Below are 20,613 nucleotides of genomic sequence, written 5' to 3'. Positions count from 1 at the left end.
ATTTTTATTTAGAGCCAATTGTAAAAACAGGTAATCCTTGGTAAAAATTTAATGTACTTCTATTCACTTCAAGTTTTAATTTCACCTGTAAATTCTGATTTTGAGAATTTGCAAAAAGGTTCTTAGCTGTAAAAAGTTCTATGGAACTAATCATTCCTTTCTCATACCTTTTCTGAGCAATAGTAAAAGCTAATCCCTGCACTTCTTCATTTTTAATAGTTTGCTTGTACTCAACTTGAAGGGCATGATATTCAAGCACCAACTCCTGAATAGTTTTATATAAAATTTGTTTTTGTATTAACAAATCATTTTTTGCGTCTAAAAAAGCGATTTTTTGTTGTTTTATATTAGAACGTGTTGCCCACCCTGTACTAATTGGAATATTCAGAGACAACCCTACAACTTGAAAAGCATTTTCTTTAATTTGTTTTCCAAAAGAAACAGTATTACCTAGATTATCCTTAATTGTTTCAGCATACGCTGTTCCATATCTTCCAAATAAAGATAAAGAAGGATATAATTTACCTTTTTCTATTGCTAATTGCTTTTTAACTGCTTCAATTTTAAACTCATGAGCCTTAATTGTTGGTATAAAATCTTTTGCTTTCTTAAAAATGGAGTCAGACTGTACTTTAGTAAGTTTTAACTCGTCTTTTTTAGTTATTTCTTCTACTAAAAAAATATCAGTAGCTTCCTCAAGATTCATTTCTTGAATCAAGACTAATTTTGCAGCTGCTAACCTATTAAATGTTGTTGTTACATTTAGCTTCTCTGTTAATAAAATTGATTCAGCCTCATAAAGATCCGCTCCAGCTCCAACGCCTAATTCTATTTTCCTTTTCACCAAATCATAATTAGCCTGAGATACTTTTGTTTGTTCTTCAGCTATATTTAAGGCACCTTTAAGAAACTGAACATCGTAAAATGCTTGCATAACTCTTAAAGCCAACAAATACTTTTGCTGTAAAGTTTCTTTTTCAGTTGTTTTGTAAATAAGATTAGAAGCTTTTATAGCGTTCAACTTCTGAAACCCTTTAAATAAATCTACAGTTGCTTCTAAAGAATAATTATTTATAAAAAAACTTGTATCAGAAATACTATTATCATTCGGATCAACTGAACGCCCAAAACGAGTAGCATAATCAGAAGTAGCGATTACAGATGGTAATAAACTTCTATATGATTGTTTATATTTTTCCCTATTAGATTCATTTTTGTATTTATTCTTCTTAATCTGTAAATTATGTTCAATAGCATACTCTACACATTTATTTAACGTCCAGCGCTCTTGCCCAACGCTCATCTTTGAGATCATCAAAAATGTTATTATAAATATTTGAAAATTGATTTTCATGGTTTTTATTTAAATAGCTAGTTTCTAATTCTACATACGGTACGCACTCAATAGAGCTTGGTTTTATTAAATTCATGCTTCTTATTAATTAATGGTTAATTTCTAGTTCGTATGTTTTTCATTTTAATGCTGTATTAAACCTGCTCCACCTCCTTGAAAGTAATGCAATGGCACAGTAGCTGATATATTTTGATGTAAAGAATTTATCCAAACATTAATTTTATGATTTTCATTTATTCTATAAACTTCACATTCTACTCCTGATAATTTTCCTTTTTCAATTTTAAGTTTATCCCCTATTTTTGGTAGTTTAACATTCGTTTCTACCTCTGTAATTTCTTTATCCTCAGTTAAAATTTTCATTTGTTTGATTTCCTTTTCAGAAACCCTCCCATATTCGTCTCCAAAACGGATATATGACCTTACAGAATCTACAGAAAGAGCTGTATGAAAATCTAGTTTAGATTTTATATTAACAAAAACATAACTAGGAAATAAAGGTGTATAAATTTTCTTTTTTCGATCACTCCATTGTCTTATTGTTAATCCCATTGGAAGAAATGATTCAACACCTAATCTTTTTAAATCATTATGCGCTTTTTTCTCATTATTAAACTTTACATGAAGCACGTGCCACCCTATATTATTTTTCATTTTTCCTGTTTTTTTTATCGACTGGATATGGCTTCGCCATTCCATGTCACATGGTTATTTCATTTAAAAAAGTTAGAGTAATCATTTTAATCAATACAATTTAGTACTGATTGTAAACATTGCGTTGTCAATTAAAGTTTAAAATATTTTTAAACGAGTTCTCTTGGCACACTCATCAAAAGAAGTTTTTTTAACTATCAACAAATCAATGAACTTATCTTTTACTTATTCTTTATTCAAATTTAAAGCACAACTCTTATTATTTAACTACACCAAAAGGTAGTTACATCGTTACAACTTAATTACTACACTTTTAGGTAGTTTCAATCTAATTTTTAAAATGACTTAATTAGTTACTACATGTTGTATTATTTTTCTTCTTAAGTTATTTTTATCGACTAAACATGGCTTCGCCATTCCATGTCACATGGTTGTTTAATTAAAAAATTAGAGTAATCATTTTAATCAATACAATTTAGTACTGACTACAAACATTGTTTTGTTAATCTAAGTTTAAAGTATTTTTAAACAAACTCTTTTAATATCCCTATTAAAAGAAGACTTTAACTATTAACAATTCAATGAACTTATCTTTTGCTTACTGTTTATTCAAATTTAAAGTACTTATGTAACTTTTTTGCTACACCATAAGGTAGTTACATTATTACACCTTAATTACTATACTTTTAGGTAGTGATATTAAAAATTGAACATTCTTAATATTCAAAAAAATTAACGGGACTTCAATACAAAACACTTCTATCATTAAAAAATGGAATTCTATGTTTTGTCAAAATTCTTAAAAGCTACTTATAGTTTTCAAAGTATTAATTAGAAATATATAATCCATCTAATTCACTTGTAAAACTCCTTTCAATATTTTCATTACTTAAATTCTTTAATGGTAATATGTTTATCACTTTTTATATCACAAAATATTAAGTAAAACTTAATATAATAAATTTATACTACGTCATTAAATAATACATTGACTTTTGGTAATTCATTAAAATCTTTTGATTCACTAATCAAATACTTATTCCCTTCATAAAAATTAATTAATCCATCATAAGACATACTTACTGGAACGGTTTCAGATCCCAAATAATTAATAGACTCTCCCACTACTTTGGTTTCAATTCCCATAAGTGACATAACACGTAGTAATTTAGCATCACATTCAGCAAAAGCAATGTTTCCTTTATTCATACAAACAGGCATAATTGCACAAACCATTAATTTTTTTAATAAATTAATATCACGTACTCCTTGTTTTATAGCAAATCTTCCAATATGCCATATCTCATTTATAGAACTCCCATTAGTACACATTAATGGATTTATTCCAAACATTTTTTGTATTGGAAGCATACTAATATAATCCCATTTTAAAACTCTTATAGTCCCTAGTATACTTTCGCTATTTTCTTTAATTACAAATATTTTTGAATTGTTCGAATAACTAACTTCTTCTTCATATACTGAACTAATTTCATTCTTATAATTTGTTGAAGAATTATTACCTGTATGATGCTTAAAATTCTCTGTAACGATAAATTTAGACATGTTTAAGAATTCATTTTTGCTTACTTTTGGTTGTTGATTTTGAACTAGCATAGTGGTTTTTGTTTTAGCTAAAATTATTACAACCAACATCCCAACACGCTACACAAAAGTTTAGTTATCAGGCAAATAACCAAAAACTACCCTTATAGGTAGTTTTTGGTTATTTATTAAAATATCATTTATAGGATAAATAAAACAACCAAAAACTAGTATAGTTTGGCTTCTTTTTAAATGTTAAAAAAAAACACTACTTTTAGGTTCCAAAAAAAATAGTACTATGCCAAATGAAAATGACTTTTTTACATCTCGTAACACTGTCAATGAAATTTCTGAGAATGAAATAAAACAAAATATGAACTATGTAGAAGCAATTAAGGCTTTCGCAAGAACTACATATAAGAGTATTTATGTTATTGATTATGAAAAAAAAGGATTTGAATATGTTTCTGAAAATCCATTATTTTTATGTGGACACACAGCTTCTGAAGTTCAAGAAATGGGCTATGCTTTTTATTTTAAATATGTCATTAAAGATGATTTAGACTTATTATTAAAAATCAATACTATTGGTTTTGATTTCTTTGAAAACATACCAGTTGAACAACGTATATACCACACTATTAGTTATGATTTTCATTTAAAAAACCCTGATGGAAAAAAAATTTTAATTAATCAAAAACTAACTCCAGTATACTTAACACAGTCTGGAAAAATCTGGAAAGCCATCTGTATTATTTCTTTATCATCAGAAAAACAATCTGGAAATATTAAGATCTATAAAAAAGGAGATAATAAAGTACTTAAATATGATCTGGAAGGTAACTTCTGGAAGACAATGGATAAAATAAAATTAACTGATCGAGAAAAAGAAGTTTTACAATTCTCTATAAGAGGTTATACTATTGGTGAAATAGCAGATGCTATTTTTGTTTCTCCCGATACAGTTAAATTTCATAGAAGAAAATTATTTACAAAATTAGAAGTAGCTAATATTTCAGAAGCTATTTCTTCAGCTACAAATAATAAATTAATTTAATTACTATAAAGCATCATCTATTACCTTTGACAAATAGAATTCCGGGAATTTTTTAAACTTTTTACCTGTTGCAATATTATAAAGTAAATGTGTACACATTGCTGCTACTGACCACGATGCAATTGACAGTTGTGGAGGAGATAATGTACCTTCTTCTTTTCTATATTTTTCTATAACATCGTCAATCCATTGTTGAGGGTTACCCCAAAATTTTAAATAACTTGAAGCGTACTCTACCATAACAACCTCGTTAAAATCTTGATCAGGTTTAGATAAAGTATCTAATGATAATCCATCTTTTGTTATAACGGTAACCAAACTACCCCAACCAATGTTATATGGATGTAAAACTGGGATATTTAACTTCTGGCAAGTTGTATCAAAAATCAAAGGCACTGGAGAAGAAAAATCCAAAGCATTTATTGCTGCTTTATGCCCTTCTATATGTTCTTTAACATTTTCAACAGTTAGAAAAAAATCTACGCATTTAATTTTTGCATTTTTATTAATTGATAATAAACGTTTCTTTAATGCATTCACTTTATTATCAGTAACATCAGCTTCAGTATAATTTTGACGATTCAAATTAGATTTCTCAACTTGATCTCCATCAACAACAGTAATTGTCTCAAAACCAAAACGTAATGCACATTCTGCTATAACACTTCCTATTCCTCCGCCCGCAAGTAATATTGGAAAATCTCTTATTATCTTTTGTTCCTCTTCATTCAAGTATATTCTATTCCTTATATATCTATCTTCCATTGTTATGTTTTATTATATCAAAAGTAAAGCAATCTAGATAATGTAATTTACACTAAAGGGTAGTTTTTAAATTTTAACTCTTTTATATTAGATATCTTACTTTAAACTATTATTAAATAATTTCAATGTATTGCAAAAAAAAACCTCTCAATAAATTGAAAGGTTTTATAAAATAGTAGCGGGAACTGGACTCGAACCAGTGACCTTCGGGTTATGAGCCCGACGAGCTACCTACTGCTCTATCCCGCGATTTTCGGTTGCAAATATACGTCTTTTTTATCTTTATAAACAAATAAAAAGCATCTTTTTATTCGCAAAAAACATAACCACTACAATTACAGACCATTAAAAATCCTTTTTGTTTTTAAAAACCATGTATCTTTGCCTCATGGTACACAAAGCAGGATTTGTAAATATTATTGGTAATCCAAACGTTGGTAAATCAACTTTAATGAACGCCTTCGTTGGTGAAAAACTTTCTATAATTACTTCTAAAGCACAAACTACTAGACATCGTATTTTAGGAATTGTGAATAATGATAATTATCAAGTTGTTTTTTCTGATACACCTGGTATTATAAAACCAGCTTATGAGCTACAAGAATCTATGATGGATTTTGTAAAAGCAGCTTTTGAAGATGCTGATGTGCTCATATACATGGTAGAAATGGGGGAAAAAGAGCTAAAAAACGAAGCTTTTTTCAATAAAATAATTCACAGTAAAATACCAGTAATTTTATTGTTAAATAAAATAGATAAATCTAGTCAAGAGGAAGTAGAAGATAAAATTAACTACTGGAAAAATAAAGTTCCAAATTCATTTGTTTATATAATATCTGCTCTTGAAAAATTCAATGTTGAAAATGTTTTTCAAAAAATCATAGAACTTTTACCTGAAGGCCCAGCTTTTTACCCTAAAGATCAATTAACAGATAAACCTGAACGCTTTTTTGTTAATGAAAAAATTAGAGAAAAAATACTACAACATTATAAAAAAGAAATTCCATATTCTGTTGAAATAGAAACAGAAAGTTTTACTGAAGAAGAAGATATTATAAAAATTCGCTCAGTAATTATGGTTGAACGTGATACTCAAAAAGGTATTATAATTGGTCATAAAGGAAGTGCAATTAAACGGGTTGGTACAGAAGCTCGTAAAGATTTACAGCGTTTTTTTGATAAAAAAGTTTTTCTTGATTTATATGTAAAAGTTAACAAAAACTGGCGTTCTAATGATAAACAATTAAAACGTTTTGGATATAAAGATTAACTTTATTTAATATTTTTTAAAATCTGCTTAGTAAATTCTTTAAGTTCATCCATCTGCTTTTTCCCAGTTGATTTACCTATACTTCCTATGACATAGAGTACAATCCATAGTAAAGGTAAAACGACAAGCATTACTATAGGAAAAAATCCACTTTTTTTTAAAGACCAATTACTATATGCAACTACAGCAAAAATTAAAAATGCAGTAGCAACACCAAAGTGTATAAACATAAACAATGTCCAAACCTGAGGCTTAGGACCAAACAACCCTTTAATTTTACTTGTATATTCAGTTAACTCTTCAATTTCTATTTGTAATTGCGGTGACCAATAATGGTTTTCTTTCTCAGGCACATCAACTATAATATGATTATCAACAACCTTCATTTTAAACTTCTGGTTTTCGTCTATGTTAGTTTTTATTTTTTCAAGTAATAAATCGGCTTTCATTTCAAAATCTATTTGAAACCTTGGCTTTAAAAAAATTTGATTGTATAATGTATTATCCATTACCTAGCTAATTGATTTTATCAAATTTACAATTTTAAAACAATTATTAACTAATCATAACAAATACTTACACTTACACTAACTTTTAGTTAAAAAAGAACTTACAGCTTTGCCTGAAATATAAAAACCATGAAAAATTTAGCACAAAGTATTATTGCATTATCTTTTTTATTCATTGCAAGTTGTAATGATGACTCTCCAGCTCCTGCCCTTGAAAACACTAATGTGAATTTTAAACATAAAACAACAATTAAAGTAGGCGGTGAAGGTGCTTCAGAAATAACTGCTTATGATGCGAAAACTAAAAAAATATTTATTGTAAATGTTGAAAAAAAAGAAATCTCAATTTATGACATAACAAATTTAAATACACCTGTAAAAAAGACACCAATAACAATAACAAGTGGATCACCTAATAGCGTTAGTATATACAATGGTAAATTAGCTGTAGCTATTGAAAATAACAATAAACAAAGTAATGGGAAAATTGCGCTTTACAATACAGATGATCAATCATTAGAAGCTTCTTTTACTGTAGGGGCATTACCTGACATGGTCACTTTTTCTAAAGATGGGAAAATGATTGTTTGCGCAAACGAAGGTGAACCTAATAAAGACTATACTAATGACCCTTTAGGAAGTGTTAGCATTATTTCTATTGAAAACAAACAAATAACTACTCTTGATTTTTCTTCGTTTAACTCTCAAGAGGCTGAATTAGAAAGTAAAGGTTTCAGAGTATTTGGCCCCAATGCTACTTTAGCTAAAGATGTTGAACCAGAATACATAACTATTTCAGATGATTCAAAAACTGCTTGGGTTTCACTTCAAGAAAACAACGGAATTGCCAAAATAAATTTGATTACAAAAACAATAGAAACTATTTATCCTTTAGGTTTTAAAGACTATAGCATAGCTAAAAACTCAATTGACCCAAGTAATAAAGACGGTAAAAAAGAATTACGACAAGTACCAGTTTACGGAATGTATCAACCTGATGCTATAACTCATGTTACTATAAAAGGAGTTGGTTATGTTATCTCAGCAAATGAAGGTGACGCTAGAGAGTATGATGGAACTCCTGGATTTGTTAATGAAGAAAGAATTAAAAAAATAAAATTAGACCCAACTGTTTTTCCTTCTATAAATGATTATCAAAATGAAGCTAATTTAGGAAGATTAAAAATTGCTTTAGATATAGGCGATACAGATAATGACGGAGATTATGATAAATTATATTCTTATGGTGCACGCTCTTTTAGTATTTGGTCTGAAAATGGAAATTTAATTTACGACAGTGGAAATACAATTGCTAAAGAACTACTAGCAACTACTTCTGATAAATTTAATGATGACGATAAAAGAAGTGACGATAAAGGTGCCGAACCTGAAAGCGTAGAAGTTTTAAATATAGCTAATCAACGTTATATTCTATTTGTTGGCCTTGAACGAACTGACCAAGTATTAGTATATGATATTTCTAATCCTGCTGCTCCAATATTTTTAACTATTCTATCTCATAATGGTGATGAAGCTCCAGAAGGATTATTAGCTATTCCTTCAAAGGATAGCCCTAATGGTAAAGATTTACTTATTGTATCTAATGAAGATAGTGGAACTGTTAGTATTTATGAAAATTTAAAATAAAACTAAAAAAAATGCAACTACACAACTATTGGTGAGCAATCAATAGTTGTTTTGTTTTATAGAAACACTACCTTTGCAAAATGAGTAATATTATAGCAATAGTAGGAAGACCAAACGTAGGTAAATCTACCTTATTTAACCGTTTAGTTCAACGTAGAGAAGCAATAGTTGATTCTGTAAGTGGTGTTACAAGAGACAGGCACTATGGAAAATCAGAATGGAACGGTAAAGAATTTTCTGTAATTGATACAGGAGGATATGTAGTTGGGTCAGATGATATCTTTGAAGGTGAAATTAGAAAACAGGTACAATTAGCTATTGATGAAGCTGATATTATAGTATTTGTGGTAGATGTAGAGCAAGGAATTACTCCTATGGATGATGCTGTAGCTAAAATATTACGCCAAGTTAAAAAGCCTCTTTTTATGGCTGTAAACAAGGTAGATAACGCCATGAGAGATGCTGATGCTGTAGAGTTTTACAATCTTGGATTAGGTGATTATTATACTATATCTTCTATAAATGGTAGTGGTACTGGAGAATTATTAGATGCTGTAGTTGAGGCTATTCCTGAACCAGATCAAGAAGAAGAAGAAAGTGAACTACCTCGTTTTGCTATAGTTGGAAGACCTAATGCTGGAAAATCATCTTTTATCAATGCTTTAATTGGAGAAGACAGAAACATTGTTACCAATATTGCTGGTACAACTAGAGATTCTATAGATACAAAATATAATAGATTTGGTTTTGAATTCAATTTAGTAGATACAGCTGGAATTAGAAAAAAATCAAAAGTTAAAGAAGATTTAGAGTTCTATTCTGTAATGAGAGCTGTAAGAGCAATTGAACATTGTGATGTTGCTGTTCTAGTAATTGATGCAACAAGAGATTTTGAAGGTCAAGATGAAAAAATATTTTGGTTAGCTGAGAAAAACAGAAAAGGAGTTGTTATTCTAGTTAATAAATGGGATTTAGTTGAAAAACAAACCAATACTATGCGTGATTTTGAAGCGCAGATACGTAAAAAAATAGCTCCTTTTACTGATGTACCAATTGTATTTACTTCTGTACTTACAAAACAACGTATATTCAAAGCTATTGAAACTGCTGTTGAAGTATTTGAAAACAGAAAACGTCGTATTCAAACTAGTAAGTTAAATGAAACTATGCTAGAAATTATACAACATAATCCACCACCAGCAACTAAAGGTAAATATATCAAAATTAAATACTGTATGCAGTTACCTACGCATACTCCCCAATTTGCCTTCTTTGCTAATTTACCTCAATATATTAGAGATCCATATAGACGTTATATAGAAAATCAATTACGTGAACATTATAACTATACAGGTGTTCCTATAAGTATCTATTTTAGACAGAAATAAGTTTAACATTTTTTTAATGAAACGTTAGTAGTTTTTTCTCGTCTTTTGTGCATTGAAATTTATATGTACAAAAACTATGAAAAAACTACTATATGCTTTTATATTTTTATTTAGCACCCATTTTTTTGCACAATCATACCCCTTTAAAATAACAGGGAAAATTCAAACAGAAAAAGAAAAAACAGCTATTGAAGCTGCGACAATTCACTTAGAAAAAATAAAAGATAGCTCAGTTGTTTCTTATACAATATCTGACGACAAAGGTTTTTTCTCTTTAGAAGGAAAATCATTTCATAAAAACCTTAAACTTTTTGTGTCTTTTGTTGGAATGAAAAATTACTCGAAATTAATTTCTCTTGACAAAAAATCATTATATAATCTTGGTAACATATCTCTAGATGAAGAAGGCACTCTTCTTAGTGAGGTTGTAATAAAATCAAGAGCGCCTATTACTGTTAAAAAAGATACTTTAGAGTTTAATGTAAAGTCTTTTAAAACAAAGAAAGATGCAAATGTTGAAGATTTATTAAAAAAACTTCCAGGTGTTGAAGTAGATGAAGCGGGTAAAATTACTGTAAATGGAAAACCTGTTAATAAGATTTTGGTAAATGGAAAACCTTTTTTTGGTAACGACCCCTCAATTACAACTAAAAATTTAACAAAAGAAATTATTGAAAAAGTTCAAATTACAGATACTAAATCTAAATCTGATGCTTTTAGTGGTGGTAAAGGAGATGCTAATAATAAAACAATAAACCTTACAATAAAAAAGGAAAATAACAAAGGATGGTTTGGAAGAATTTCAGCAGGTGCAGGAACTGATAAACGCTATGAAGGTGCCACAATGGTTAATCGTTTTAATAATGATAGAAGAATTAGTGTATTAGCTAGTACCAATAATATTAATTCTCCTGGATTTAGTTTTGGTGAAATTCAAAAAATGTTTGGAGGAGGTAACACATGGTTCAGTAGTAATGGATCTTTCAGTGTAAACGGAAGACGTTTTGGAGGCGGCCAAGGAATTATTAAATCTAAAACTGCAGGAGTTACTTATGCAGATACTTATAAAAAAGGTTTAGATGTTAATTTAAACTATTTTTATTCTGGTAGTTCTTCTAACAATGACTCTAAAAGAAATAGAGAAAATATTTTACCTGATGGTAGTCGTTATTTTTCTAACTCAAACTCTTCTACTTTTGATGAAAATGATAATCATAGTATAGATGCTGAATTTGATATAGAAATCGACTCAACATTTTTAATCAATGTTGCCCCTAGGTTTATAAAAAATGATAGAGAGGGAACTTATAACAATCTTCAAGAATCTTTTGATAAAGACAAAACATTAACCAATAAATCTTTTATCAACTCTCGATCTAAATCAAGTGCCAATAATTTTGAAAATGATATTGATATTACTAAACGATTAAATAGTAAAGGTTCTTTTATTAAAGCTTCTATTACCAATCAAATTGATAAAGCTAATACTGAAAATTACAATATTTCTAAAACAGAAATTTTTGGAACTTCACCTTCTGTAGAAAACAGAAATCAATTTAGTGATATTAAAAATAATTTAAATAGTTTCAGAACAAGTGTAAGCTATCGCTATGCAATAATTTCTAAAAAACTATTTTTAGATTTCGAATATCGTTATAGAAAAAATGAACGTGAAAATGTAAATAATACTTTTGACTTTAATAGTTCTTTAAATCAGTATACCGATTTCAATACAGATTTAAGCTCAAACTTTAAATCAGACGACATTACCAAAACCCCTTCTTTAGGTATTGCTTATAAAGTTAAAAAGTGGCGTTTTGACATTGAAGCTGGATATGTTAATAGAACTCTAAAAAACAATGATCAGTTAAGACCTAATTTAAACTTAAAGAAAGATTTTAATGCTTTAAAACTTAGAAGTACTTTTAGGTATCGTTTTGATTCAAAAGCATCAATATATTTCGATTATAATTTAGAAAATGATGCTCCTTCTATAACTCAATTGCAACCTTTTAAAAATGTTAGTAATCCACTAAATATAATAACTGGTAACCCTTCTTTAAAACCAATTAAAAGACATAGAGTATATCTTAACTTCAACAAATACAATTGGCAAAAAAGAACAGGAATGTTTATCTATGCTGGAGGTGATTTAGTAAATAACCAAGTAGTTTCTAAGAGTAGTATTGATGCTAACTTTGTTAGAACTACAACTTATGAAAATGTAAATGGCGGATACAACTTTTGGGGTGGCGGTAGCTACAGTAAACAAGTAAAACTAGATTCTATTACCACTATAAAACTAAGAATTGGAACTAATATTAACGGAAATAGAAGCATTAACTTCTTTAATGATATACAATATAAATCAACAACAACATCAATATCTCCTAATATTGGTTTTACGTTTGAATGGAATAAAATTATAAGTATTGAGCCTAGATATTCAGTATCGTTATCAAATACAACTTTTGATATTGATAATTTTAACAACTTAAACTTTACAAGACACAATTTAAATATTAGAACGAAAACAAACTTCCCTAAAAAATTAGAGTGGAGAAATGATATACGATATAGTTACAACCCCAATGTAGTAGGATTTAACAACTCTGCTTGGTTTTGGAACTCTACCTTAGCTTATTCTGTAATGAAAGATAAAGGAACAATCACTTTAAAAGCTTATGATTTATTAAAACAGAATAATAATGCCAGAAGAACATCAACATCTAACTATATTCAAGATTCTGAAAGTACTGTACTTCAACAATATTTTATGTTAGGGTTTAGCTGGAAATTTAATAGTTTAGGTAAGAAAGGAAAAATTCGAGACTACGGAAGTCATTTTTAATCAGCCTTAAAAACTCAATAAAAAGCCATTATATCCTATAATGGCTTTTTTTATTCACACAAATTCCTTTACAATGCAAGCTCACTTATCAAAAAACGACTATACCATTAGTATTTTGTAAATTTGCAAAAAGAAATTCACCCAACATGGAAATTAAAAGTATTACGGATATTCAAAACATAGAACTCCCTTTACAACTAAACATTAGTTTTAAAAGAGTTTTTGAAATATTTCAAAAGTATGCAGATAAAGCATCTAAGCAACATCCTTTCCATGAATCTGCTAAAGTAATGATCCGTGAAATTGAAAAAGCTCCTGAACTTATCAATGGTTTTTCAGATTTTTCATTATTAAAAAAACATGAAAACACAATCAACCATCTATTAGATGCCTTATTCCCTGAAATATTATCAAATAATGAAATTAAAGTAGCCACTATTCCTTTTTCTTTTACCACTTTTAAATACACTGAACGTTTTAAAAATATATTAGAAAATGCGGGTGATGACTACGAATTAAAAGTTCGGAATTTTGAAGATGATGTAATGTACATTTATGCTTGTACACTTATTTTAGGAACAGTATATAATTATCCTGTAGATTTAAAAAGACCTTTCTTTTTTGATATACCAGATAAAAAACTAGGAGTAACTAAGCATTATCGTGTTGCTTTCAATGGAGATTTCATGGATATTTCTCCATCTAAAAATGCTCCAGAAATCACGAAAGAAGACATCAAATTATTATTAGATAATTTTAATAATATTGATATTTGGAGAGAAAAATTTCCACCTAACTCATATATATTTAAAGGGTTTGGGATTATGAATCTTTTTGATGTTACAGCCGATGAAACACTAAGTGCTATTAGAACCAATTTACTTCAAAAAGATGACGGTAGTATAGTTGAGAAACTACAGAAAAATTTAAGTGAGTTTTACACTATTAAAGATTTAAAAGTAGGCTTTTCTGTATATGATGTTAGTAATATTGAAGTAGAACCTCCAAGAGTAAAAATTTCTGAAAGTATTTTAATTGAAAATGGAACAATAATTACCTGTAATGGTTTTTTCTGTGATCATATAATTTCTAAAATTTTCAATAAAAATGAAGAAGTAGTACTTTCTGATATTGAACAATATGGAATAAATTCAGGTGAAAATGATTTTTACCAAAAACTAAAAGAAAAAAATATAGGAAGCATTATATTAATTCCTATAAAAACATCTACCAACAGAGATCTTGTTTTACTTGAAATAGCTTCACCAAGACCTTATGAATTAAACTCAGTAAATAAACAAAAGTTAAAAGATATAATTCCAGTTTTTAAAGCTGCAGCAGAAAGAAATTCTGAAGAGTTTTTAAACACCTTAGAAGCTACTATCCAAGAACATTATACTTCTATTCACCCTTCGGTAAAATGGCGATTTTATGAAGCAGCTGAAAAATATCAAAACGCTTTATTTTCAAAGCAAGAAGAAGCAAAAATTGAACAAATTGTTTTTGAAAATGTATATCCATTATATGGTCAAATAGATGTTAAAGGATCTTCTATAGCTAGAAATACGGCTATTAAAGACGATTTAACAACTCAATTAACATTGGCAATTAATGTTTTAAATGAAGCTTGTAAAGCCGAAAATCTACCGATATATAATGAACTAACATTTAGAGTTAAAGAATATTTACACGAAGTAAAAAAGGGACTAAAAGCAGGTGACGAAATAGGCATTTTAGATTTTCTTAAGAAGGATATTTATCCAGTTTTTAACCATGTAAAAGAAATTAATCTTGAACTCACAGAGCTTGTAAAAACATATACTAACAGCTTAGATGCAAATTTACATGTAGTTTATGACAAACGTAAAGCCTATGAACAAAGCGTTACAAAGCTTAATGACAAGCTAGCAAAGTTTATTGACACTAAGCAAGAGGAAGCTCAAGAAATGTTTCCTCATTATTTTGAACGCTATAAAACTGATGGTGTTGAGTACAACATGTACATTGGGCAATCGTTAACAAGACAAAAAAAGTTTGATGAACTGTACCTCTATAACCTTCGTTTATGGCAATTACAAACCATGTGTAAAATGGAGAACCTTGCTAACACTACTAGAAAAACATTAACACATGATTTAGAAGTTGCTTCATTAATTTTAGTTCACAGTAATTCTTTAGCTATAAAGTTTAGAATGGATGAAAAACAATTTGATGTTGATGGAGCTTATAATATTCGTTATGAAATAATAAAAAAACGAATAGACAAAGCACATATAAAAAACACCAATGACAGATTAACTGTACCTGGTAAAATAGCTATTGTTTATTCACAAGATAAAGATGCTAGAGAATATCTTAAATACATAAAATATTTGCAGTCAAAAAATCAGCTTGGGAGCATAGAAAAATTAGAATTAGAAGACCTTCAAGGGGTTTCTGGTTTAAAAGCTTTACGAGTTGAAGTAATTTATCAAAATGATTTTACATCAGACAAAACAATAACTATAGACCAACTTTTACACGATTTCAAGCAATAGTATTTAGTGCAGTTACACTGCAGCCGCACCACTTTGCATATAAAAAGCTATTGCAAAAGATATTACACTTACTATAATTCCAATCATAAATACAGTATATGTTGTTCTTAATATACTGTATTTTCTATTTAACACTAATCCTAAGAAATATAAATCTTTAGTAAGTGAGCCGTATAAATAATCTCGATCTTTTAACATTTCATCCATTGCCCATTCAAATTCCGGCAAACTCATTTTATGAAAATTACCAAAAAATATTAAGTTTACTTTTTTGTTAGCAACATCTTCTTTTGAAAACTTCCCTTCAGTAACATTAGGCCGTGTAGCAAGAATAGATAGAATAATAGAAATTACTGTGAAAATTATAAAAATAATAGAAGGAACTAATAAGTAGCTATTTGATGGATTATCTAATTTAGGAATTAAAGTAGACAATGTCATGGAAATAATAATAGCATTTACCGATAATAAAATATTTGCTTTCGTATCTGCAATATCACTTAAAGTAATATGATTTCTAAGCGCTACTCTAAACATTGTTTCAATACCTCTTTCGGGTAAATCAATTTTATTTTTTTTAATAGCTAATTCTTCTTTTTTCTGCTTAATCTTAGCTAATTCTTGTTTGGTTTTCTTTAACCCTTTTAATAACTGTGCTAAGTTTTTACCTTTTTGCTTTTCCCAAGTTTTAATAGCTTTAACTGAATAATATTTATGATCTTGAGTTAAAAAATTAATATTATTAGTAAGCCAATCAATATCTGAAAACTCTAATCCTTTTGTTAATTCTAACTCTTTACGAAGTAATTCAGAGAACTCCTCATAATTCTTACTCCCTAAGTGAGAACAATCAGCATCTCTTACAATTTTTTCTAGTAAACTGTTAGGTACTACACCCATTTTTGTTGCTAAAATAATACGGGTAACCTCATCTATTATTTCTTCACCACCTTCTTTTTTTAAAAATTCAGAAGCTATTTTTACACTTTCCTCCTCATGATTATTTAAATCTACAGTGTACCCTGTATCATGAAACCAAGCAGCAGTAAGAAGTATTTCTGTATCTCTTTCATCAAGTAACTCTAACTCCGCTAATTCTTTTGACTTCTCTACTACTCGTTGCGTATGAGCTATATTATGATATACAAATTTCTTTTTTAAACCAGCGTTTAAAAAATTTATCACATAACTTTCTACTTTTTCTAATAAATTACTCATGAATTGGCTACTTTTAGAATGTAAAAATAACCAAACTTTAGCACAATTAATAATTGTAAGGAATTAGCCCCTGTACCGACTATTAATTACTTAAAAACATAGAATATGCTTACTTGGAAAAACATTATCAGTTTTACTACAAACGGAAATCCAATTCCAACGAAAAGAGTAGAAAAAACAAATGAAGAATGGAAGAAATTATTATCTTCAGAAGAATATACTATAACACGTTTAAAAGGAACCGAACGACCTTTTAGCGGAGAGCTTTGCTCATCTTTTACAGAAGGTAAATATAATTGTACTTGCTGTAATACTCCTTTATTTGATTCAAACATAAAATTTGATTCAAGTTCAGGATGGCCAAGTTTTACGCAGCCTGTAGAAAAAAACGCTGTTAAATATCATAAAGATACTACGCATGGAATGATACGAGTAGAAATTTTATGTAATACTTGTGATGCCCACTTGGGTCATATTTTTCCTGATGGACCAGAACCTAGCGGATTACGTTATTGTGTAAACTCATTAAGTATTAAATTAGAAAGTAATGAATAAACAGTTAGCAACATTAGGAGGTGGATGTTTTTGGTGTACTGAAGCTATTTTTCAAAAAATAAAAGGTGTAGAAAAAGTAGTTTCTGGATATGCCGGAGGTACTGTTCCAGGAAAGCCAACCTATAGAGAAATTTGTTCAGGATTGACTGGACATGCAGAAGTGATTCAATTTATGTTTGATGCAACAATAATTTCGTATGCAGAAATTATCACTATTTTTATGACCACTCATGATCCAACTTCTTTAAATAGACAAGGAGCTGATGTAGGAACTCAATATCGATCTGTTATTTTTTATCATAACTCAGAGCAAAAACAAATAGCCACTGAAGTAATACAACAGATACAACCTTATTTTGAAGAACCTATAGTCACTGAAATTAGTGAAATTCCTACTTTTTATGATGCTGGAGAGGATCATCAAGATTATTACAATCAAAATAGAGAACAAGGATATTGCAATTTTGTAATTACCCCAAAGTTAAGTAAACTCAGAAAACTATATGCTGACAAATTAAAATAAGCAATGATTATTAAATTATACGGAGCTCAAAGGTGTCATAAAACCATATATTACCAAGAATTTTTCCTTGCTAAGAATATTGATTTTATTTTTTTAGATGTTGAAAAAAATAGTGAGTATGCTCAAGAGCTCCGTAAATTATATGAAAATAAAAAATTGAATTTCCCTACTATTACAATTGGAAAAAAAAAACTCAGAAACCCTTCAGATAAAGAGTTAAATAAATGGATTGATAAATTTTCCATTAAATAAACAGCTAACTAGAAAAGAATACGTGATTTTAACTGGAAAAGAAATAAAAAATTATAGCATAGAGAAACTCATTGGTAAACCAATAAAGTTTTCTCTAAGAAAAATGAATACTATTGGTAGTCGTTCCTTTTTTGTTAAATCTATTAGTACTGAAAACAAAGAAATAAATGCTATTAAAATTAACACAAGATGCAATATTCAAAAATACACTAATGGAATTTTAATACGATTTAATTATTCAAACAAAATTTCAGTTATACCTGTTAATAATAATGACATTATTAAAATTAAACTCCAACGTGGAAAAGAAAAAATAACCCCATCTCTTTTTTCTTTATTTAATCTTTTAATTAAACTTAATGTACCTATAAGATATGCTAGATATCTAGCATGGAAAAAATATGAATATCAAATTTCAGAGACTACACTTTTATTAGAATTCAATGATGTAAAAATGAAACTCATAACCAATGGCTATAATTATGAAAATCAGCTATCTTTTATTGACTCTTTAAATTCAAAACTTAATGTATTTGAAAATCTTTTTGAATTACTTTGGCTTCAATCAAATAATGGAACTGAGTCTATAGAAAATATTTCAATATTATTACATGAGGTATCTAAAAATACTAATAACCCTAAAAAAACAATATTAAAACACTTTAAAATTCTTATAGACAAAGACATTATAAGATTAGTAAAAAATCAATCCTCTATTTTTGTTTTCACAGAAAAAGGAAGAAAAATCAAAACAATTAACAATATAGAAGAGCTAACAAATCATTACCATTATAGTAGTTTAAGAAACTTTTAATTAAAAAATTGCAATAAAAACTATATGAAGCTAGAAGATAAAAGAATAAAAAAACACCTAAAACAGCTACCTCTTGATCAATATACTGTTTATCATAGCCCTATAAAATCATGGTTTATTTTTATTTTTTTAATACTAATCATCATTAGTCCTTTTTCAATTTATTTTATAGGCTCATTATTCTCAACTTCTTTTAATATAATTATCATTTCTTTAATTATTTCATATTTCATTATATCATACGTTATCTCTGCCTATTACAACAATAGTTTTATTGTTTCTAACAATTATCTACTAGTTATAAACCCAAACTTTCCTTTTAAAACAATTAAAAAATATAATTTAAGCAGTATTAATGAAGTTATAATAGACAACGATAAAAGAACAGTAAATTCAATATTTTTATGGATCTTTTTCATAATTAATCGTAACCAAATTAAAATTAAACTGGGAAAAAAAATTGAAACTTTTTATTGTGTTAATTTAGATGTCGATTGCTGTGGTGAAAATTGGACTGAAAAGAATTTAGATGATTTTTATAACGATTTAAAATCAAAAAACATCAATGTCCACATGAAAATATAAAACTATGAAAAAACTATTTCTTGACGATATTAGAACTATTGAAATGATTTATGACAAATCAATGGAAAGTGAATTTGACATTGTTAGAACTTATGAAGACTTTGTAGCTTATATTACTACTAACGGACTCCCAAATTTTATTAGTTTTGACAATGACCTAGGTCTTGACGCTAATGGAAATATTGCACCCGATGGATTGGCTGCAGCTAAATGGCTTGTTTACAAATCTGGTTTAAACCTAAAAAACTTACAATTTAAAGTTCATTCAGCAAACCCAGTAGCAGCAGAACAAATTAGAGGGCTTTTAACAAATTATATTAACCATTTAAATAAACACACCACTTAAAACTATTTTAAAATAGTAAAAATTTCAAGCACTTCTTTTTTATGTCGTTGACTTAACGGAACTGTCATCTTATTTTTAAGAATAATATTATAATCTGCTGTATCAATCCTTTCTATTTGGTTTCTATTTACCAAATACCTTCTGTGAGTTTGAATAAATATATCTGTAAATTCTTCAGCAAAGCTTTTCAAAGTTTTTTGCACTAAAAATTGCGCATCTTTTGTATAAACATGGCAATATTTATCATCTACTTCTATATAATACACATCATTTTTAGATATTTTAAATAACGAATCTTTCTTTTTTATAAATAACTCTTCATTTACTTTTAGAACTGCCTCTTCTTTAGTAGATAATTGCCCTACTCCATTCACAAACTTTTCAAAAGCTAGTTCAATAGTAAATTTAATACCAAACGGATCTATAGGTTTTAACAAATAACTATGTGGGTTAGCGCTTTTTGCTGCTGTAAAACTAATTTTATCTTTAGCACTAGTTAAAAACAAAATGGGTATTGCTCTATTTTCATTAATATAAGTTGCAAACCTAGTTCCTTCTCGCTCTCCTTCTATAAAAATATCTAAAATTGCTAAATCAGGTTTGTGTAAATGATAAAAGGCAACAGCTTCATTATAGTTTGTAGCTACACCTACAACATCATAATGTTTAGACACTATATTTTCTACTATTTGTGCTTCTTCTTTACTATCCTCTAAAATTAAAATCTTAATTCTTTCCATACC

The 20,613-nt window shown here is 28.2% G+C and carries 19 protein-coding genes and 1 tRNA gene; 12 read left to right on the top strand and 8 right to left on the bottom strand.

The window, feature by feature from the left end:
* Positions 1–4: 4 nt before the first annotated feature.
* The 3 genes from ACKTTQ_RS14365 to ACKTTQ_RS14355 form a co-directional block, all read right to left on the bottom strand.
* Positions 5–1,303, bottom strand: a complete 1,299-nt coding sequence (locus ACKTTQ_RS14365) for a TolC family protein (RefSeq protein WP_408049595.1) — start codon at positions 1,301–1,303, stop codon at positions 5–7.
* A gap of 174 nt (positions 1,304–1,477) precedes the next feature.
* Positions 1,478–2,008 (bottom strand): UpxY family transcription antiterminator, encoded by a 531-nt coding sequence (locus tag ACKTTQ_RS14360; RefSeq protein WP_408049594.1) that lies wholly within the window; start codon positions 2,006–2,008, stop codon positions 1,478–1,480.
* A gap of 963 nt (positions 2,009–2,971) precedes the next feature.
* Positions 2,972–3,625 carry a hypothetical protein gene (locus ACKTTQ_RS14355; RefSeq protein ID WP_408049593.1) on the bottom strand — a complete coding sequence of 218 codons (654 nt, stop codon included), beginning with the start codon at positions 3,623–3,625 and terminating at the stop codon, positions 2,972–2,974.
* A 226-nt stretch (positions 3,626–3,851) separates the two neighbouring features.
* Between ACKTTQ_RS14355 and ACKTTQ_RS14350 the strand changes: the two genes are divergently transcribed.
* Complete coding sequence (locus tag ACKTTQ_RS14350) at positions 3,852–4,610, top strand: response regulator transcription factor (RefSeq protein WP_408049592.1); 759 nt, start codon at positions 3,852–3,854, stop codon at positions 4,608–4,610.
* A 3-nt stretch (positions 4,611–4,613) separates the two neighbouring features.
* Here the strand turns inward: ACKTTQ_RS14350 and ACKTTQ_RS14345 are convergent, their stop codons facing one another.
* Both ACKTTQ_RS14345 and ACKTTQ_RS14340 read right to left on the bottom strand, forming a co-directional pair.
* Positions 4,614–5,375: a ThiF family adenylyltransferase gene (locus ACKTTQ_RS14345; RefSeq protein ID WP_408049591.1), complete on the bottom strand. Its 762-nt coding sequence runs from the start codon at positions 5,373–5,375 to the stop codon at positions 4,614–4,616.
* A 176-nt stretch (positions 5,376–5,551) separates the two neighbouring features.
* Positions 5,552–5,624: transfer RNA gene (locus ACKTTQ_RS14340), tRNA-Met, on the bottom strand.
* Positions 5,625–5,763: 139 nt separating this feature from the next.
* Here ACKTTQ_RS14340 and era point away from each other — a divergent pair.
* Entirely contained in the window at positions 5,764–6,645 is an 882-nt protein-coding gene (era, locus tag ACKTTQ_RS14335; RefSeq protein WP_093870190.1) for a GTPase Era, read from the top strand.
* Positions 6,646–6,647: 2 nt separating this feature from the next.
* Here the strand turns inward: era and ACKTTQ_RS14330 are convergent, their stop codons facing one another.
* Complete coding sequence (locus ACKTTQ_RS14330) at positions 6,648–7,154, bottom strand: ATP-binding cassette domain-containing protein (protein WP_113787528.1); 507 nt, start codon at positions 7,152–7,154, stop codon at positions 6,648–6,650.
* 129 nt (positions 7,155–7,283) lie between these two features.
* On the opposite strand from ACKTTQ_RS14330, the gene ACKTTQ_RS14325 reads away from it, so the two are divergent.
* The 4 genes from ACKTTQ_RS14325 (at position 7,284) to ACKTTQ_RS14310 (ending at position 15,577) form a co-directional block, all read left to right on the top strand.
* Entirely contained in the window at positions 7,284–8,801 is a 1,518-nt protein-coding gene (locus ACKTTQ_RS14325; protein ID WP_408049590.1) for a choice-of-anchor I family protein, read from the top strand.
* Between the two features lie 80 nt (positions 8,802–8,881).
* On the top strand, positions 8,882–10,189 hold the full coding sequence (der, locus tag ACKTTQ_RS14320) for a ribosome biogenesis GTPase Der (protein ID WP_093870187.1): 1,308 nt from the start codon (positions 8,882–8,884) through the stop codon (positions 10,187–10,189).
* Positions 10,190–10,265: 76 nt separating this feature from the next.
* Positions 10,266–13,040, top strand: a complete 2,775-nt coding sequence (locus ACKTTQ_RS14315; protein WP_093870186.1) for an outer membrane beta-barrel protein — start codon at positions 10,266–10,268, stop codon at positions 13,038–13,040.
* A gap of 146 nt (positions 13,041–13,186) precedes the next feature.
* Positions 13,187–15,577: a GAF domain-containing protein gene (locus ACKTTQ_RS14310; protein ID WP_408049589.1), complete on the top strand. Its 2,391-nt coding sequence runs from the start codon at positions 13,187–13,189 to the stop codon at positions 15,575–15,577.
* 12 nt (positions 15,578–15,589) lie between these two features.
* On the opposite strand, the gene ACKTTQ_RS14305 is transcribed toward ACKTTQ_RS14310, so the two are convergent.
* Positions 15,590–16,795, bottom strand: coding sequence for a Pycsar system effector family protein (locus ACKTTQ_RS14305; protein ID WP_093870184.1), 1,206 nt, complete (start codon positions 16,793–16,795; stop codon positions 15,590–15,592).
* Positions 16,796–16,900: 105 nt separating this feature from the next.
* On the opposite strand from ACKTTQ_RS14305, the gene msrB reads away from it, so the two are divergent.
* Genes msrB through ACKTTQ_RS14275 form a run of 6 tightly spaced genes read left to right on the top strand, consistent with a single transcriptional unit; the run spans position 16,901 to position 19,870 of the window.
* The gene (gene msrB, locus ACKTTQ_RS14300) at positions 16,901–17,350 is read left to right on the top strand and encodes a peptide-methionine (R)-S-oxide reductase MsrB (RefSeq protein WP_408049588.1); all 450 of its coding nucleotides are present in this window, start codon (positions 16,901–16,903) and stop codon (positions 17,348–17,350) included.
* The gene (gene msrA / locus ACKTTQ_RS14295) at positions 17,343–17,873 is read left to right on the top strand and encodes a peptide-methionine (S)-S-oxide reductase MsrA (RefSeq protein WP_408049587.1); all 531 of its coding nucleotides are present in this window, start codon (positions 17,343–17,345) and stop codon (positions 17,871–17,873) included. Before msrB ends, msrA begins: the two co-directional genes overlap by 8 nt.
* Before the next feature lie 3 nt (positions 17,874–17,876).
* On the top strand, positions 17,877–18,125 hold the full coding sequence (locus ACKTTQ_RS14290; RefSeq protein ID WP_408049586.1) for a glutaredoxin family protein: 249 nt from the start codon (positions 17,877–17,879) through the stop codon (positions 18,123–18,125).
* Positions 18,103–18,939, top strand: coding sequence for a hypothetical protein (locus ACKTTQ_RS14285; RefSeq protein ID WP_408049585.1), 837 nt, complete (start codon positions 18,103–18,105; stop codon positions 18,937–18,939). The genes ACKTTQ_RS14290 and ACKTTQ_RS14285 overlap by 23 nt, the downstream gene beginning before the upstream one ends.
* Before the next feature lie 24 nt (positions 18,940–18,963).
* Entirely contained in the window at positions 18,964–19,524 is a 561-nt protein-coding gene (locus ACKTTQ_RS14280) for a hypothetical protein (protein ID WP_408049584.1), read from the top strand.
* 4 nt (positions 19,525–19,528) lie between these two features.
* A complete protein-coding gene (locus ACKTTQ_RS14275) occupies positions 19,529–19,870 on the top strand; it encodes a cyclic-phosphate processing receiver domain-containing protein (RefSeq protein WP_408049583.1) in 342 nt (113 codons plus the stop codon).
* Positions 19,871–19,872: 2 nt separating this feature from the next.
* On the opposite strand, the gene ACKTTQ_RS14270 is transcribed toward ACKTTQ_RS14275, so the two are convergent.
* On the bottom strand, positions 19,873–20,610 hold the full coding sequence (locus tag ACKTTQ_RS14270; protein WP_299135430.1) for a LytR/AlgR family response regulator transcription factor: 738 nt from the start codon (positions 20,608–20,610) through the stop codon (positions 19,873–19,875).
* Positions 20,611–20,613 lie beyond the last annotated feature (3 nt).

The organism is Tenacibaculum halocynthiae (assembly GCF_964512825.1).
Classification (GTDB): domain Bacteria; phylum Bacteroidota; class Bacteroidia; order Flavobacteriales; family Flavobacteriaceae; genus Polaribacter; species Polaribacter halocynthiae.
The sequence above is the reverse complement of the archived record's forward strand: the minus strand, read 5'-3'. Positions and strand labels throughout refer to the sequence as shown.